The organism is Clostridiales bacterium (assembly GCA_018333995.1).
In the GTDB taxonomy this organism is placed as follows: domain Bacteria; phylum Actinomycetota; class Coriobacteriia; order Anaerosomatales; family SLCP01; genus JAGXSG01.
Genome location: JAGXSG010000032.1, coordinates 64360 through 81195, shown reverse-complemented (window position 1 = coordinate 81195; position 16836 = coordinate 64360). Strand labels below are relative to the sequence as shown.

Genomic DNA, 16836 nt, shown 5'->3' with positions numbered 1-16836 from the left:
ACGGCCGGTGGGCGGCGCTCGGCGACAGCATGGCTCGTGTGCTCGCCCACGCTGGATGGCAGGTCGAGCGCGAGTTCTACATCAACGACCAAGGCGTGCAGATGGATGTTTTCGCCGCCTCGGTGACGGCACGCTATCTCGAGCTGTGCGGACGTGACGCGGCCTTCCCGGAGGAGGGTTACCGCGGCGCCTATATCGTCGAGATCGCTCGTGAGATCTACGCCGAGGAGGGCGAGGAGTGGGCAGACGCTGATTCCGCGGCACGGGAGGCGCACTTCAAGGAGAAGGCGTACGCGCAGGTGCTCGAGCACCTCAAACAGGTGCTATTGGGGATGGGTGTCAAGTTTGATGTGTGGTTCGCGGAGCGCACCCTCCACGCACCGGTCGCCGCTGACGGTTCCTCCTCGGCCATCGAGCGTGCTATCGACCGGCTTCGCACAGCGGGACACATCTATGAGCACGAGGGCGCGACGTGGTTCCGCTCCACGGCGTTTTCAGACGACAAGGACCGAGTGCTCAAAAAAGCCGACGGCGCCTACACGTACTTCGCGGCTGACATCGCGTATCACGCCCACAAGTACGACCGCGGATTCGATCGCGTCATCGACATCTGGGGCGCGGACCACCACGGCTACGTCAAGCGAATGGAGGCCGCGGTCGCCGCGCTTGGCCACGAGGGGAAACTCGATGTGGTCATCGGCCAGCTCGTGAACCTGTTTCGCGCCGGCGAGGTCGTCCGGATGAGCAAGCGCACCGGCGAGATGGTTACCTTCGAAGACCTGCTCGACGAGGTCGGACCCGATGCGGCGCGCTACTTCTTCTTGCGCCGCTCTACCGACCAGCCGCTCGACTTCGACATCGCGCTCGCAAAAGAGCAGTCCGCCGAGAACCCCGTCTACTACGTCCAGTACGCGCACGCGCGCATCTGCGCGATCTTGCGCAAGGCCGCTGGCGCCGACACGACCGACACGAGCGTCGACATCGCCGCGACCGCCGCCGCGCTTGTTCGCTCCGACGCGCCCCTCGGCTTGCTCGATTCTGATCCCGAACTCACGCTCATGCGCAAACTCGCCGAGTTCACCGAGGTGGTCGAGGTCGCCGCGCGCCAACTCGCGCCGCACAAACTCACGCGTTACGCCGAGGAACTCGCGCAGACGTTCCACCAGTTCTATACGCGGTGCCGGGTTGTCGACCCCCAAGAGCCGGAGCTCACCGCCGCGCGACTGTATGCCGTCGACGCCACGCGCGTCGCGCTCGCCACCGTGCTCTCGCTCATCGGCGTGAGCGCACCCGAGAGGATGTAGGGAGACCACCATGGGCAAGCCTTCCAAAAGCCGACCGCCCGCAGTGCCTGACGCCAAGACCGCGCACGACCTCATGAGCGTGCTGCCGATGACCGCCGAGGTCTGCGACGGGCGCCTCTGCATCGGTGGCGTCGACGTGGCAGACCTTGCTCGCGAGGCGGGTACCGCGCTCTACGTCATGGACGAGGTGACCATCCGTCACCAGCTTTCCGAATACGTGAAGTGGACGCGCTACCACTGGCCCGATGTCGACGTTGTCTACGCCGGCAAGGCGTTCATCTCGCTTGCGATGGTCAAGATCGTGGCCGAGGAAGACTGCTGCCTGCTTTGCGCCTCGGGGGGCGAACTCGCCTACGCCGTGCGCGCCGGGTTCCCGATGGACCGCGTGCAGATGCATGGCAACAACAAGACGCCAGCCGAGCTTGCCGAGTGCCTCGACGCGGGTATCGGGCGCGTGGTGGTCGACAACTTCGAGGAGATGGAGCGCCTCTCGGCGCTCGCCGCGGAGCGCGGCGTCACGCAAAAGGTGCTCATTCGCGTGACGCCCGGCGTCGAGGCCGACACGCACGATTTCATCATGACCGGCGCCGAGGACTCCAAGTTTGGCTTCGGCCTCAACCAGGGGCTTGCGATGCAGGCGGTCAAGCGCGCGATAGAGCTTCCCGGGATCGATTTTGACGGGTTGCACATGCACATTGGCTCGCAGATATACGCGCTCCATAGCTTCGCGATGGCCATTGAGGTGATGGTCACGTTCATGCGCGAGATTCAGGCCGAAACAGGCGTTCCGGTTCGCATGCTCGACGTCGGTGGCGGTCTCGGCGTGGCATACGGCGTTCCCGATGAGCCCTCGACGGTGAAGGATTTTGGCAAGATTGTCGTCGACGGCATCAAGGAGGAGTGCGAGAAGCACGGACTCGCCGTGCCGAGGATGGCGGTCGAACCCGGCCGCTCGATCGTCGCCAACGCGGGCGTGACGCTTTACACGGTTGGCTCGGTCAAGGAGATTCCCGGCATTCGCACGTACGTGGCGGTCGACGGGGGAATGAGCGACAACATCCGCACGTCGCTTTATGACGCGCACTACGAGGCGCTCATCGCCAACAAGGCCGACCAGCCTCGCGAGATGGTCGCCACGGTTGCGGGGAAGCACTGCGAAAGTGGCGACATCGTCGTCAACGACGCGCCCCTGCAGCACCCCGAGCCCGGCGACGTTCTCTGCGTTTGCGCAACGGGCGCGTACTGCCAGTCGATGGCGAGCAACTACAACAAGCAGGTCCGCCCGGGCGTTGTCTTCGTGCGCGACGGTGAGTGGCGATGGTCTGTGAGGCGCGAGACCTACGACGACCTGCTGCGCTGCGATGAGGGGTAAGGCGCGGCTGACCGCTCATTAGTGAAACAACGCTCAAGCGCGCTCGTTGACGGCCGATACATCTGGTAGTATGCCGGTCCCGACGGAGCCCTGATGCCGCCTCGTGATTCCATGGGTCTAAACACGCGTGAGCGCAGGTTCTCGCTGCGCGGGCGCCTTATCGTGCTGCTCGGGATCATGGTACTGCCATTCGTGCTGTTCTCGGGGTACAAGGCGTGGGACATCAACGCGAAGCTCGAACAGGAGGCGTACCGGGAAGGGCTCCTGAGAGCGCAGAGTGTCTCGGCGACGCTCGATGACTATCTCGTCTCCACGAGCGAACTGCTCAGGGCGATCGCCGCAAATCGCGATGTCAGGACGGCCGATTACGCGGCCGTCGACGTGTGGTTGCGCGAGATGCTCGTCCACTATCCGCACCACGCGAACATCATTTTTGTTGACATCAACGGTGATATCAGGGCTGCGGGCAAGCACTCGGCGGACTCTACGGGTGTGCTCAACGTCGCTGATACTGTCTACTTCAAACGCGCGATGGCCAGTGATGACGTCGCGGTCGGTGACTTCATGTACGGGCGGATCACCGGTGCGCCCGTCGTGCACATCTGTTATCCGGTGTACGGAATGAATGGCGAGCGTCTTGGCTTTGTGGCCGCCGCCATGCACCTGACACGCGTTCAGGACCGGGTCATGAAAGAAGCCGTGCCGGATCACACCACGATCTCGGTCATCGCAGCGGATGGCACGATGATCGCACGCAACCGGGATCCCGAGTTGTGGGTTGGGACCGATGTGAGTGAGAGCATGCGCGTCGCCGACATGCGTGAGCGCAGGGAGGGGATTGACCGTCTCACGCTGCCTGACGGAACCAAGATGGTGTGCGGGTTCACGCCGGTGCAAAGCGTGCCGTGGTTCGTAAGGGTGGGGGTCGACCGCGGACACATCGCAGGCGAGGTAAGCAAGGATCTCGCGACTCACTTCGGTGTATTCGTGCCGCTGCTCGCGGTCGCCCTTGGCGGCTGGTTGTGGATCGGTCGCGACCTTGATCGCGTCCACAAGCAGACAGAGTGGCTTTCACTCACAGATCCGCTGACGAGTGTCTGGAACGTTCGCAAGCTCGAAGACGATTTGCGACTGGAGATGGCGCGCGCGAAGCGCACCGGCTTGCCGTTGTCGTTTGCGATGGTCGACCTCGATGACTTCAAGGTCTACAACGATCGCTTCGGACATCAGGCGGGAGACGCGGCGCTTCAAGTCATGGCCAAGGCCATCACTGATGCCGTTCGCGAGACCGACATCGTGTACCGGTATGGAGGCGAGGAGTTCTCGATCGTGCTCCCGGGCGCCGACCCGGCAGCGGCGCACGAAGTGGCGAGCAGGGTACGCAGCGCCATCGAGCGTGTGGAGCTAGCGACTAGCACCCAAGGCGGCTTTCAGCCGCTCACCGCATCTATAGGTGTCGCAACGTATCCAGATGATGCAGAGGAGCCAGATGGCATTATCCGTTGCGCCGATCTCGCGCTCTACAAGGCCAAGTCGTCGGGGAAAAATCGCGTCGTGCCCAGCCCTGAGCTCCGCGCTACACTGTCGTTATGGTGATTTCTCGCATCTTCAGTGTTATCGCGCTTGTCGTAGTTCTTGCTAGCGGCATCGGCTGCGCCGCCGGACCTCGTGTTTCGTCGGACGGTATCGCGCCGGAGGCTCCTGTCGCCTTCGACACGGTCGCCCTCGCGATGGACAATGCCCGTAAGTCATCCGAGCTTGCCCAGGGGTTCCCCTTCCAGGTCCCGGTTGTGGGCGGTGAAGTCGTGTCCTCCGAGGTGGTATCGCCAGATAGCGTGTGGGCGTATGAGATCCGCATCACCGAGCCGGTCGAGGTCATCGCCGAGTGGTACCGGCGGTCGTATGCCAACGCCAACTGGGTGCTCGATTCCGACGAGCCAGGCCCAGGGGGGTCCGGCCGGGTCCTCTACTTCTCGAAGGGCGCCGGTGCGGAGTCGGTCGTTGAGCTGGCTGATGACGGTTCGAAGGCGGCGTACATTTTGGCGACGGTGGCTCTCGGGGCAGGCATCACTGAGACGTATTGAGGTCTCGGCGCACCGAGTCGCGCGTCGGGTACAATGGCCGCGAGCGGCCAAGGGTCGCCAAGTCGTGTCGCTGTCCCACGCTAAGGAGACCCATGCGCACTATTAACGTCGGCCTGATCGGACTCGGGACGGTCGGCTCCGGGGTAGTCGAGATCATCCGCCGCCACCGCGAGGATTTTCGCCGCCGAGCCGGTGTGGATATCGCGCTCATCCGGTTCGCCGACCGCGACGAGGAGCGCGCAGCCGCTCTCGGCCTGCCGAACGGCTCATTTACCACGAATGCGGCTGAAGTCATTGACGATCCTGCCGTCGATATCGTCATCGAGCTCGTTGGCGGGACGGGTGTCGCTCGCACGCTAGTTCTCGACGCGTTGCGCACGGGCAAGTCGGTTGTCACGGCTAACAAGGCGCTCATGGCGACTCACGGCCAAGAGGTCATGGACGCGGCGGCCGCCGCTGGCGTTGACGTGGCGTTTGAGGCCAGTGTAGGCGGAGGCATCCCGATCATCGGCCCGCTCAAGCACTGCCTCGTCTCAAATGAGCTCACGAGTGTCGTGGGTATCGTAAACGGCACCACCAACTACATGCTGACTCGCATGGCCGATGACGGGCTCGATTACGCGACCGCGCTTGCCGAGGCGCAGGCCAAAGGCTTCGCCGAGGCAGACCCCACCGCAGACGTCGATGGCCTGGACGCGGCCGCCAAGATCGCGATCCTCGCGTCGATTGCGTTTAACAGCCGGGTCGTCATCGATGAGGTCCCAGCCGAGGGGATCCGCTCGATCACAGACGCTGACGTCGCCTACGCCACCGAGATGGGGTACGCGATCAAGCTGCTTGCGATCGCGCGTCGCACGGCTGGGGGCATTGATATCCGTGTCCACCCCACGATGATCCCGGTCAGCCACCCGCTCGCTAGCGTGAGCGGCGTCTACAACGCGATTTACGTCGTGGGCGACTCGGTGGGCGAGACGATGTTTTTTGGTGAGGGTGCGGGTTCGCTGCCGGCCGCGAGCGCGGTCGTAGGCGACGTGATAGAGGTCGCTCGCCACATCGCGCGCGGGTGCCTCGGCTTAGTTGGGTGCACGTGCAACGAGGAACTCGCCATCCGTGATCTGGCCGACCTCGAGACCGCGTACTACGTGCGCGTCCTTGTCTCGGACGCGCCCGGTGTGCTCGCCGCTGTCGCGCGCGTCTTTGGCGAACACGGGGTCTCGCTTGCGAGCGTTATCCAAAAGACCAACGAGGGTCCCATAGCCGAGATCGTGTACGTGACGCACCAGGCGCGCGAGCGTGACGTGCGCGCGTCGCTCGCCGAAATCGAGAAACTCGACGTGCTCGAATCGATCGGCTCGGTCATCCGGGTGGAAGAGATATAGCTCACATGCGACCGGCATCCGTGCGCGTCCCGGCGAGCGCGGCCAATCTTGGCCCGGGCTACGACTCGTTCGGGCTGGCGCTGGGGCTGTACAACACCTTCAGGGCGACACCGTCGGCGCAGTGGAGCGTCTCTGTTGAGGGCGAGGGGAGGGGCACTCTCGACCAAGGAGCGGCAAATCAGGTCGCGCTGGCGATGGCGCGAGTCTTCGCCGAGGTCAGCGGGGCACCGATAGCCGCACGAATCGAGTGCGAGAACGGAATCCCGGCAGGCAGGGGCTTGGGCTCCTCGGCAGCCGCGATCGTCGGCGGCCTCTTGCTGGGCGACACGATGTGCGGCGGTCTTCTCGGCAGGGAGCGGTTGTTAGAGCTCGCGGTCGACATGGAGGGGCATCCCGATAATGTGGCGGCGGCGCTTCTGGGAGGGTTCACCATCGGGTGGCGTGGGCCAGACGGCCCTGCCGCGCGCGCTCTGCCGATCGGTTGCGGACTCGCCGCGGTGGTCGCGGTAGCGGCGGCGCCCCTGCTGACGAGTGCGTCCCGGGGACTGCTTCCTGAAGTGGTCCCTCACGAGGACGCGGCGTTCAACGCGGGCCGGGCGGCGTTGCTTGCGGCCGGTCTCGTGCTCGGGCGGGACGAGCTCATCGCCGCGGGCCTTGCCGACCGTCTCCATGAACCATACCGTGCCGCCGCGGTACCGGGACTCGCCGACGTCGCCCAGGTGCTCAAGCATGCGGGTGCGCTAGGCGCGGTGCTCTCGGGAGCTGGCCCTACCGTCATAGGGATCGTGACGGCCGACGATGACGCATCGGCGTTCGCCCGGGCCAAAGACGTTGCTCGCCGAGCGAGCAAGAGGGTGATCGCGATAGGAGGGTACATCGCACCCATGGCGTTGCCGGTCGATCGGAGCGGCACGGCCGTGCTCGAAGGGTAGGCCGCCGTAGCGCGTGGTTGACCTGGTGCCACCTGGTCGGGGAATATACATGTACCGCTTGCGCCGTTTGCCCTGCTTGCGTCTCTCGCGTCACACGACGCCATCTCCCCTGGAGGATCCGATGAGTGAAGAGGGAACGAGTCCTATCGCACAGGCTCCCGTATATCACGCACCCGCGCCGGCGCCGCCTTCCGAGCCGCGGCGTTCGGGTGCCGGGTGGAAGGTCGCGGTCGCGCTCATCCTCGTACTCGTGCTCGGATTGTGCGGGTGTTCCGCGCTCGCGTTCGTGGGCTCGTTTGGCGCCGGGATGCCGATGCCTACGGGTGACGCGGTCGCCCTCCTGCATATCGACGGCGTCATAGCTGGCACAGGCAGTGTCTACAGCGGCTACATTACTCCCGAGTACTTTGTCGACCAGCTCGACAGGGCGATGGACGACCCCGCGGTCAAGGCTGTCCTCATTAGGATCGATTCGCCCGGTGGAACTGTGGCGGCGTCACAGGAGATAGCGATGGAAGTAGCGCGCGCGACGAAGCCCGTTGTGGTCAGCGTGGGTGACGTGTGCGCGTCTGGCGCGTACATGGTGGCGGCACAGGCCGACGAGATCGTAGCTACACCCACCTCGTCGATCGGAAGTATTGGCGTAATCGCTCAGATTCCCAACTTCGCGGGGTTGCTCGACACGCTCGGCGTCGAGTTCACGGTCTTGACAGCTGGCGAGCACAAGGACGCGGGCAGTCCTTACCGGAGCTTGACAGCCACTGAGACCGCGCTTTTCCAGGAGTGGATCGACGGCTCGTACCAAGAGTTCATTCGCATCGTGGCCGAGGGACGCGGATTGCCTGAGGCCGAGGTGAAAAAGATGGCTGACGGATGGCTGTGGCCTGGCATGGTGGCCGAGGAGATGGGGCTTATCGACTCCCTCGGCACATTCAATGACGCACTGGCTCGCGCCGCTGAGCTTGGCGGCATAGAAGGTGAACCGGTCGTCGTGACGTACAGGGAGCCTGACTACACGCAGATGCTCAGAAGCTTGATCGGATTCGGCGCTCGCCTCGAGAGCCTCTTTGGATATGCCCCTGACGCTGATGCGGTTCGCGACGTGTTGCCGCGCTGAGGGAAGGAGGGACCGTGAGCGAACGCTCGCCGTTCGTGATCGCACACATCTCGGACTTGCACTGCGGGTCGCGCTACCACATCCCGTCCCTCGCGACTCGGGTGGTCGACGAGCTCAATGTGCTCGAGCCGGACGTGGTCGTGGTCACCGGCGACCTGACGGACATGGGGTTCCGTCAGGAGTTCAGACAGGCGAAGCGCCTGCTCGACGCGATCCAGTGTCAGACGCGGCTCGTGGTGATGGGCAACCACGACTCGCGCAATGTGGGAGACGAACACTTCAGCGAGCTTTTCGGAGCCAGAAGCCGCGAGCTTCTTGTGGGACGGATCCGGCTGCTTGCCATAGATTCGAGCGAACCGGACTTGGACTCCGGGCGTGTCGGCCGTGAGCGCTATCGGTGGATCGAGGAGCGATTCAGCGATCCCACGGAGTTCAAGGTCGTGTGCATGCACCACCATCTGGTGCCCGTCCCTGGAACCGGCCGCGAGCGAAACATCGTCTACGACGCAGGAGACATGTTGCGGGTGTTGTCGAGCAGCGGTACGGACCTCGTGCTCTGCGGGCACAAGCACGTTCCCAATGTGTGGCGCCTCGAAGAGACGTTGATCGTGAACGCGGGGACCGCGTGCACGCACCGGCTGCGGGGTCGTGTGAGGCCGTGCTACAACATCATCGAGATCCATGAGATGCAACGCGTGCGCGTGCTCCTCAAGGAGCCATTCAACGAACCTGAGTGCGTCGCCGACTTCCGCGACGTGAGCCGCCAGTACTGCCGGTGGCGTCCCGAGCCGGAGGGTGTGGTGACGTCGTGACGAGGGTCGTCGCGCTCATCGACGGGGAACACTACCCGCCGGTCGTCCGGTTCGCGCTCGCGGCCCTCTCGGCGGAGCACGATGTGGTGGCTGCTGTGTTTCTCGGCGGGACGGAGAAGGTCGATCTCGACGCGGGAATCGACGTCTATGGTGTGCCGCTCGTGGTGGCGGAAACCTCATCGGAAGCGGTCGAGGCCGCTATCACGCGATACGAGCCGTGCGCTCTCATCGACCTGTCCGACGAGCCTGTTGTCAACTCGGCGGACCGCTTCCGTCTTGCTGGAATCGCGCTCGCGCGCGGGGTCGAGTACCGGGGAGCTGACTTCCGCTTCACACCACCTGCTGCGCGCTTGAGCACTCATACGCCCACCCTCGGGGTGATCGGCACTGGCAAGCGCGTGGGCAAGACCGCGATCTCGGCGTACGTCGCTCGCCGTCTGACCGCTCGCGGGCACGATATCGTGGTGCTTGCGATGGGACGCGGCGGCCCCGGAAAGCCTGAGCTGATCCGCGGGGACGAGGTGGCGCTCACCACCCCCGACCTGCTCGAACTCGCGCGGCAGGGCAAACATGCGTCATCGGACAACTACGAGGACGCCGTGATGAGCCGGGTCGCCACTGTGGGTTGCCGCCGGTGTGGAGGCGGCATGGCGGGCGAGACGTTTTTCTCCAACGTCCCTGAGGGTGCCCGGCTCGCCGATTCACTCGGCAAAGAGCTGATCGTGCTTGAAGGGTCTGGCGCGGCGATACCCCCGGTTCACGCGGACGCCAACATCCTCGTTGTAGGCGCGGGTCGCGGGATGAGGTACGTGCGTGACTACTTTGGCCCATTCCGGCTCGCGCGGGCCGACTTAGTTGTAATCGCGGCCGCCGAGGAGCCTACCGCCACCGCCGCCGAGGTGACCGGGCTCATCGAAGCGGTGCGAGAGATCCGGCCAGGCGTCCCGGTGCTCGCTACGACGTTCAGGCCCTCTCCAATCGAGCCGGTTGACGGCGCGCGCGTGTTCTTTGCGACGACGGCCCCCGCCGAAGCGCTCGGCCTGATGACCGCTCACCTTGAGGCGGAGTACGGGTGCACGGTCGTGGGCGCGAGTGCGAGTCTTTCGAACCGCTCGCTGCTACGACGTGAGATGGCAGCGTGCGCGGGACGGTACGACGTGTTGCTCACCGAGCTCAAGGCGGCCGCGATCGATGTCGTTGCCGCTGTTGGCGAGGAGGTTGGCGTGCCGACCGTGCTCTGCGACAACGTTCCCATTTCAGTGGACGGAAGCGACCTCGACGCGGCGATCGACCGTGTGGCTGACGTGGCATTTAGCCGTCGCGCGGAAAGGGGGGCGTGACGCATGGCCCACACCTCGAAGACGATCATCCTGAGCGATAAGCGCCACGGATTACCTTTCTCGAAGGGTTTGCTCGCGCAGTCGTTTACGGCCACAGGGATGCCTCCCTCGGCCGCTTACACCGTAGCGCAGGCGATCCAGGAGGACCTGCGCGAACGCGACGAGCTCTCAATCACCATCTCACGTCTGCGCACGCTTGCCACCGAGTATCTCGAACGCATGGTTGGTCCCGAGTACGCCGACCGTTACCGGCGCCTCACCGCGGTGAGCGGAATCGACACCCCGCTCATCGTGCTGATCGGCGGCACGACCGGCGTGGGCAAATCGACGATCGCCGCCGAAGTGGCACATCGGCTCGGTATCACGCGTTTCGTATCGACGGATTCCATTCGCGAGGTGATGCGTGGTATCTTTACCGAGGAACTCATGCCCGCCATCCACATGAGCGCCTTCGATGCGTGGCGAAGCCTGCGAGTACCCGTCCCTCCTGGCGCTGATCCGGTTATCATCGGTTTTCGCGAACAGACGGCGGTGGTGACTACGGGGGTCACGTCGCTCATCGAGCGAAGCGTCAAGGAGGGCGTGAGCCTCGTAGTCGAGGGGGTTCATCTCGTTCCCGGGTACATCGACGCCGAGGAGTTCCCCGGCGGACGTGTCGTGCAGATTGTCATCGCTGTCGACGACGAACAGTCCCACCGCAGTCACTTTTACATCCGTGAGGTCCAGACAGACGGGTTGCGTCCGTTCGAGCGGTACCGCTCGAACTTCGACAATATCCGCATGCTCGGGCACTACATCGAGCAGATGGCCGTCGAGAACGGGATACCGGTCATCCACAGCCATCAGCTCGACCGTACCGTGGCCGAGACACTTGAGCACGTTGTCAGCGCCGTGCTTGAGGAGAAGACCGACTGATTCGCCCGCGTCGCGGACGAACGTGAAGAAGGAGGATGCAGTCCACGTGAAGTTCTTTTTGGACACCGCGAACCTAGCGGAGATCGAAGAGGCCGCTAGCTGGGGGGTTCTCTCCGGCGTTACCACCAACCCGACCCTCTACGCACGTGAGGGAGGTAAGCTTGCCGAGTTCCACGATCACATCGTCCGCATCTGCGAAATCGTCGACGGGCCAGTCTCGGCCGAGACGGTCACGCTGACCCGGGATGAGATAGTCGTGGAGGGCATCGAACTTGCCGCCCTCCACCCCAACGTCGTCGTGAAGGTGCCGACCATACCCGAGGGCCTCGCGGCTACCCGGGCGCTCGCCGACAAGGGCATCCGCGTTAACATGACGCTGTGCTTCACGGTGCCCCAGGCTATCCTTGCCGCCCGTTCGGGCGCGGCGTACGTCTCTCCGTTCGTTGGCCGCTTTGATGACATTTCCGAAGATGGCCTCGAGCATCTCGGCAACGTGATCGCCGCGCTCGCAAACTACGATTTCGGGCACTCTGTCGAGGTCATCGCGGCGAGCGTCCGTCACCCGCAGCACGTGGTGGGCGCCGCGCTCCTCGGCGCCAGTATCGCGACGGTTCCCTTTGGGGTGCTGGAGAGGTGCGTAAGACATCCGCTGACCGATCGCGGAGTCGAGTCGTTCCTCGCTGATTGGGAGAAGGTCAAGAACTCATGAGTGCTAGGCCACGCAAGCGCGGCCGCCGCGGTAGCGGCCAGCCCCAGGATCAAAAGCCCTCGATCACTCGCGCTGACCTCGAAGCGAAGAAGGTTGCTGAGCTCAAGGAGATGGCACTTGAGCTTGGTCTCGAGGTGAAAGAGTTGCGCAAGAAAGACGATCTCATCTGCGCCGTGCTCGAAGCGAAAGTAAAGGCCGAGGGGTTCGTTGAGATCAGCGGGATTCTCGATGTGCTCCCAGAGGGGTACGGATTCATCCGCACCTCTGGCTATCTGCCCGGTGATACCGACGTGTACTGCTCGATGTCGCAGATCCGCAGGGGAGAGCTGCGCCGGGGCGATCTCATCAAAGGCCAGGTGCGGCCACCCAAGGAGAGCGAGAAATATCCGGCGCTCCAGCGTATCGACATGATCAACGGACGCTCACCTGAGGAGGTCCGCGGACGCAAGAACTTCCGCGACCTGACCCCGGTCTACCCAGATGAGCGGTTCCGCCTCGAGATCGGCAGGGGGGATCTGACCGCGCGGATCATCGACCTCATCGCACCGATCGGTAAGGGGCAGCGCGGCCTTATCGTGTCGCCACCCAAGGCTGGCAAGACTACGATCCTCAAGGATATCGCCGCTTCGATTACGGCAAACAACCCCGAGGTGTACCTGATGTGCCTCCTCGTCGACGAGCGTCCCGAAGAGGTCACCGACATGGAGCGCTCGATCCACGGCGAGGTCGTGAGTTCGACGTTCGACATGCCCTCCGAGAACCACATCGCTGTCGCCGAGTTGCTCATGGAGCGGGCGAAACGTCTCGTGGAGAGCGGCTTTGACGTCGTCATTCTGCTCGACTCGATCACGCGTCTTGCCCGTGCGTACAACCTCGCCACCCCGGCGTCTGGACGCATCCTGTCCGGTGGTGTGGACTCCACCGCGCTCTACCCGCCCAAGCGTTTCTTCGGCGCGGCCCGCAATATCGAGCACGGCGGGTCGCTCACGATACTTGCCACAGCCCTCGTCGAGACCGGCTCGAAGATGGACGAGGTCATCTTCGAGGAGTTCAAGGGGACCGGCAACATGGAGCTCAGGCTCGACCGCCGGATGGCCGACCGCCGCATCTTCCCCGCAATCGACGTTGTCACGAGCGGCACGCGCAAGGAGGAGCTGCTTCTCGATCCGATGGAAGCGCCGTTCGTGTGGGGCCTTCGCCGTATACTGCATGGCGTTGACAACGCCGAGCGCGCGATCGACATGCTCATCAAGGGACTTCGGCAGACCGAGTCGAATCAGGAGTTCCTGTCGAAAATGGCAAAGAAGGCCCAGGAGAAGACGAACGGGATCGACCTGTAGCGCGGCCCTGCGGGCGGCGGCAAGTGTGAGCCGCCAAGGCCGCCTCGGAGTGTGATCGGAGGAAGAATGACGTTTTCCAGAAACCAGCTCGTGGCGGTCGGTTCAGTCGTCGGTCTGCTGGTGCTCCTCGCGGTTGCTATTGTGGTCGATGGACGAACGGGACCTCGGGAGATGCGGGGTCAGGACACAATGAGTACTCCCTTAACGGTAAAGACTCCAGCACGATATGGCGACTCGGATCTTCGTACCATCGAGGACTATGAGGCGCGTGGAATGCCCCGGATTGCGAGCAGGGAATCAGCTGAGGGGGTTGTCGGCCGGCAGCTTCCGCACCTTGCGAATACCGGTGGACGTCGCTCGCTCGGTTTCGCGATCGGGCCGTCAGTCGACGAAGAGCAACTTCTCAAGAGTGGGGCTGAGGGCGCTGACGCTGACCTTGTCTCCCGGCAGGTCGTCTTCGAGTTCTTCGACGGGCTCATATTCATTCAGATTCCGCATGCGGACGCGTCGTCTGCAAAGAGTGCCCTTGAGAGCCTGTATGCCGTCGGCCTCGCACCGGATGAACAACCGTTCTGGAGTACTGTGCAGGTCCGTGGCGTTGACGCACACCTCGTTGACTACCACGATGCGCCCGGCATCTACGTCGATTCTAGCCAGCTTTCCTGGGTGGAGGGATCCGTCTTTTACGCTCTGCGCAGCCACGACGGCGTGGTGCCGGCGAAGGAGATTATCCAGATCGCGAACTCGATGGTGAGTGAGCCAGGCCAGTAGCGTCGTCCGCCATGGCGTGGTATGCTACCGCGGCTGTCCGCGCTCGGTCGGAAACCGAGGGCATCTCACGGAGGTGAACGCACGTGCGTCAGGGAATACATCCGGATTACGTCGAAGCCACGGTGACGTGCTCTTGCGGCGAGTCCTTCAAGACCCGCTCCACCAAGAGCGATCTCCACGTCGAACTGTGCTCCAAGTGTCACCCGTTCTACACGGGCACGCAGAAGCTCGTCGATTCCGGTGGCCGCGTCCAGCGTTTTGCCGACAAGTTCGGGAACGCGGCCGCGTCTGTCATGGAGAAGGAGGCCGCGGAGCGCAAGGCGCGCCAGAAAACCGCTGAGGAAACCGCACTGAGTGCGCGCCAGGCCCGCGAAGCCAAGGAGACCGAGAAGGCGGCCAAGGCGGCCAAGTTCGAGACCAAGCAGGCTACGGCTGCGGGAGCGGCGGACGCGGTGGGAGACGAGGCCCCTATCGCCGCCGAGGCCGCCGAGTAGCGGGTCATCGAACGCGACGATCGCGACGCTTGATCAAGGGCGAGCCTAATAGCTTGCCCTTGATTCGTCTCGAAGGCTCCGTGTCCGAAGTGATGACTGCTAGAATGGCGGGGCGAACAGGCCGCCTGTCCCGGCACCTTTTCCAAGGAAGGCACGTAGTGGATGTCCGTCTGCTCTATCACACGCCCGATCCAGAGCGCGCTGTGGCCGTAGCCGCCCGGCTCTGTTACGCGCCCGTCGGGGCGGCCGAGCTCATGGACGCGATGCCAGACGCCGCAGTCCGCACGGTCCTGCGCACCATCATGACTTCGGGACACTATTCGGCGCTTGAGCACGCCACCTACACCTTCGCCATCGATGGCGTGTCACGCGCGCTCACACACCAGCTCGTGCGGCACCGTCTTGCGTCGTACAACCAGCAGTCGCAGCGGTACGTTTCCTACGCCGAGGAACCGTGTTTCATTGTCCCGCCGAGTGTCGCGAACGATCCCGCAGGGATGTCATGCTTTGAGGCAGCGACGAAGGCGGCCTTTGCCGCCTATCGCACGCTAATCGACTCTGGGATTTCGGCGGAAGACGCACGCTACGTGCTGCCAAACGCCATGGAAACCAAGATCGTTGTCACAATGAACATTCGCGAACTGTTGCACTTCTTCGAGCTGAGGTGCTGCAAGAGGGCCCAGTGGGAGATTCGTGAACTTGCTCTTCAGATGCTGGCCCTCGTCGAACCCTCGGCACCGTACCTGTTCATGGACGCGGGAGCGTCGTGTAGGCGCGGCCACTGCCGTGAAGGGACGATGACGTGCGGTGAGCCGTACGAAAAGGCGCAACGCCGTGAGTGATCACCGGGGCGGAAACACCGCTCTCTCGGGTACCCGGTCACGGGCGGGTTTCGACAGAGGCGCGGTCGCTGCCCACATCTGGCTGCCGTTCATCTTCGCGACATCGCTCACGGTTCTGCTCGGTGAGGGCTGGTCATGGACGCTGTTTGCCGCACTTGCGCCGCTTACCGCATTCGCGCTCAGGCCAGCGTCGTGGGCGTTATCTTCGGCGCTTTGTCCAGGTGACGAACGGCGACAAGGCGCGTACCGCGAACGTCTGAAAGCGGGGGCGAACACGTCCCTGGTTGTCGCGGCTATACTCGGCTTGTCGATTATGGACGTCTTCAGACTCCCCGGCGCGCCATATTGGACCAACCAGCCGGATGCGGGACTCTCGCTTGCCGCCGTAGCCGTATACCTTGTGTGGTTGGCAAGTCACGCGAACGTACCCAAGGAGATCAAAGCCGGGTGGCGGGAGATGCTCGGCTCGAAAGGGAGTGAGTGATGCCGGTCAAGCACACGCACATCGGTGGCCAGGCGGTCATCGAGGGGATCATGATGCGTGGAAAGCACAACTGGGCAATCGCGGTGCGAAAGCCCGATGGGAGTATCCATCTGGAGGCTCACGACCTCACAACGGCGGTCTCGAAGCGCCCGTGGCTCGGTACGCCGATCATCCGAGGCGTTGTAGGCATGTACGAGACTCTCGTGCTCGCGATGAAGGCGTTCGCCATCTCGGCCGAGCACGCCGGCGAGACAGAGGAAGACAAGCTGTCGAGCAAGGAAATCACGATTTCCATGACGCTCGGTGTGGTGCTGGCGGTTGTCCTCTTCGTCATCTTGCCGGCGGTGGTGACTAACTTTTTGGTAGGAGGGGCGATCGAGCGCCCGTTTACGTGGAACCTAGTCGACGGTGTGTTACGGGTGGTCGCGTTCGTCCTCTACATCGTGGCGATCAGCCGAATGCGTGACATCCAGCGGGTCTTCGCCTATCACGGTGCCGAACACAAGACGATCCACGCCTACGAACAGGGCTTGCCGCTCGAGCCGCGAATCATTCAGGAAAAGACGACATTACACGTCCGGTGCGGAACATCGTTTCTACTCATGGTGATGGTCATAGCGATCATCGTGTTCTCGATCGTGCCGGTTCGCGCGATCACAGACCTCATCGGCAGTGACAACAGGTTCGTAATCTTGAGTGTGGCGATCTCTCTTCGCATAGTCCTTTTGCCGCTCATCGCGGGCCTTGCGTACGAGGTGATCAAGTGGGCCGGCAGGGTGCCCGAAAATCCGGTCGTGCGCGTCGTGCTTTGGCCGGGACTGCAGCTCCAGCGCATGACTACGCGAGAGCCCGATGAGGGCATGGTTGAGATCGCGGTGACAGCAATGAACGCCGTGATCGAGCGGGAGTCGCTTGAGCCTGCTCTTGCTGAGCGGTAGGGT

General features: G+C 63.6%; 17 protein-coding genes. All 17 read left to right on the top strand.

Translation table 11 applies throughout. The features are described 5' to 3' along the window. The coding region (locus tag KGZ40_09440) for an arginine--tRNA ligase (GenBank protein MBS3957730.1) at positions 1-1304 on the top strand (1304 nt) is incomplete at its 5' end. A gap of 88 nt (positions 1305-1392) precedes the next feature. Beyond that, positions 1393-2676, top strand: coding sequence for a diaminopimelate decarboxylase (lysA, locus tag KGZ40_09435; GenBank protein ID MBS3957729.1), 1284 nt, complete (start codon positions 1393-1395; stop codon positions 2674-2676). 93 nt (positions 2677-2769) lie between these two features. Further along, positions 2770-4272 (top strand): GGDEF domain-containing protein, encoded by a 1503-nt coding sequence (locus tag KGZ40_09430; protein ID MBS3957728.1) that lies wholly within the window; start codon positions 2770-2772, stop codon positions 4270-4272. Further along, positions 4266-4760 (top strand): hypothetical protein, encoded by a 495-nt coding sequence (locus tag KGZ40_09425; protein MBS3957727.1) that lies wholly within the window; start codon positions 4266-4268, stop codon positions 4758-4760. The genes KGZ40_09430 and KGZ40_09425 overlap by 7 nt, the downstream gene beginning before the upstream one ends. Positions 4761-4852: 92 nt before the next feature. Next, positions 4853-6139 (top strand): homoserine dehydrogenase, encoded by a 1287-nt coding sequence (locus KGZ40_09420; GenBank protein ID MBS3957726.1) that lies wholly within the window; start codon positions 4853-4855, stop codon positions 6137-6139. 5 nt (positions 6140-6144) lie between these two features. After that, entirely contained in the window at positions 6145-7071 is a 927-nt protein-coding gene (gene thrB / locus KGZ40_09415) for a homoserine kinase (protein ID MBS3957725.1), read from the top strand. Positions 7072-7192: 121 nt separating this feature from the next. Beyond that, positions 7193-8188: a signal peptide peptidase SppA gene (sppA, locus tag KGZ40_09410; GenBank protein MBS3957724.1), complete on the top strand. Its 996-nt coding sequence runs from the start codon at positions 7193-7195 to the stop codon at positions 8186-8188. Between the two features lie 14 nt (positions 8189-8202). Next, the gene (locus KGZ40_09405; GenBank protein ID MBS3957723.1) at positions 8203-9000 is read left to right on the top strand and encodes a metallophosphoesterase; all 798 of its coding nucleotides are present in this window, start codon (positions 8203-8205) and stop codon (positions 8998-9000) included. Next, positions 8997-10340 carry a hypothetical protein gene (locus tag KGZ40_09400; GenBank protein MBS3957722.1) on the top strand — a complete coding sequence of 448 codons (1344 nt, stop codon included), beginning with the start codon at positions 8997-8999 and terminating at the stop codon, positions 10338-10340. The genes KGZ40_09405 and KGZ40_09400 overlap by 4 nt, the downstream gene beginning before the upstream one ends. 3 nt (positions 10341-10343) lie before the next feature. After that, positions 10344-11255, top strand: coding sequence for a hypothetical protein (locus tag KGZ40_09395; protein MBS3957721.1), 912 nt, complete (start codon positions 10344-10346; stop codon positions 11253-11255). A gap of 46 nt (positions 11256-11301) precedes the next feature. Continuing rightward, complete coding sequence (gene fsa, locus KGZ40_09390; GenBank protein ID MBS3957720.1) at positions 11302-11964, top strand: fructose-6-phosphate aldolase; 663 nt, start codon at positions 11302-11304, stop codon at positions 11962-11964. Positions 11965-12026: 62 nt separating this feature from the next. Continuing rightward, positions 12027-13304, top strand: coding sequence for a transcription termination factor Rho (gene rho / locus KGZ40_09385; protein ID MBS3957719.1), 1278 nt, complete (start codon positions 12027-12029; stop codon positions 13302-13304). Positions 13305-13370: 66 nt separating this feature from the next. Next, entirely contained in the window at positions 13371-14075 is a 705-nt protein-coding gene (locus KGZ40_09380) for a hypothetical protein (protein MBS3957718.1), read from the top strand. A gap of 83 nt (positions 14076-14158) precedes the next feature. After that, entirely contained in the window at positions 14159-14569 is a 411-nt protein-coding gene (gene rpmE / locus KGZ40_09375; protein ID MBS3957717.1) for a 50S ribosomal protein L31, read from the top strand. 104 nt (positions 14570-14673) lie between these two features. Beyond that, entirely contained in the window at positions 14674-15411 is a 738-nt protein-coding gene (locus KGZ40_09370; GenBank protein ID MBS3957716.1) for an FAD-dependent thymidylate synthase, read from the top strand. Continuing rightward, positions 15404-15895 carry a hypothetical protein gene (locus tag KGZ40_09365; GenBank protein MBS3957715.1) on the top strand — a complete coding sequence of 164 codons (492 nt, stop codon included), beginning with the start codon at positions 15404-15406 and terminating at the stop codon, positions 15893-15895. The genes KGZ40_09370 and KGZ40_09365 overlap by 8 nt, the downstream gene beginning before the upstream one ends. After that, positions 15895-16833, top strand: a complete 939-nt coding sequence (locus KGZ40_09360) for a DUF1385 domain-containing protein (GenBank protein ID MBS3957714.1) — start codon at positions 15895-15897, stop codon at positions 16831-16833. The genes KGZ40_09365 and KGZ40_09360 overlap by 1 nt, the downstream gene beginning before the upstream one ends. Positions 16834-16836: the final 3 nt, after the last annotated feature.

Coding starts and splice junctions, on each gene's coding strand:
- KGZ40_09395 (MBS3957721.1), top strand. CDS start 10,344: ATGGCCCACACCTCGAAGACGATCATCCTGAGCGATAAGCGCCACGGA.
- KGZ40_09370 (MBS3957716.1), top strand. CDS start 14,674: ATGGCGGGGCGAACAGGCCGCCTGTCCCGGCACCTTTTCCAAGGAAGG.
- KGZ40_09380 (MBS3957718.1), top strand. CDS start 13,371: ATGACGTTTTCCAGAAACCAGCTCGTGGCGGTCGGTTCAGTCGTCGGT.
- KGZ40_09420 (MBS3957726.1), top strand. CDS start 4,853: ATGCGCACTATTAACGTCGGCCTGATCGGACTCGGGACGGTCGGCTCC.
- sppA (MBS3957724.1), top strand. CDS start 7,193: ATGAGTGAAGAGGGAACGAGTCCTATCGCACAGGCTCCCGTATATCAC.
- KGZ40_09430 (MBS3957728.1), top strand. CDS start 2,770: ATGCCGCCTCGTGATTCCATGGGTCTAAACACGCGTGAGCGCAGGTTC.
- KGZ40_09360 (MBS3957714.1), top strand. CDS start 15,895: ATGCCGGTCAAGCACACGCACATCGGTGGCCAGGCGGTCATCGAGGGG.
- KGZ40_09425 (MBS3957727.1), top strand. CDS start 4,266: ATGGTGATTTCTCGCATCTTCAGTGTTATCGCGCTTGTCGTAGTTCTT.
- lysA (MBS3957729.1), top strand. CDS start 1,393: ATGACCGCCGAGGTCTGCGACGGGCGCCTCTGCATCGGTGGCGTCGAC.
- thrB (MBS3957725.1), top strand. CDS start 6,145: ATGCGACCGGCATCCGTGCGCGTCCCGGCGAGCGCGGCCAATCTTGGC.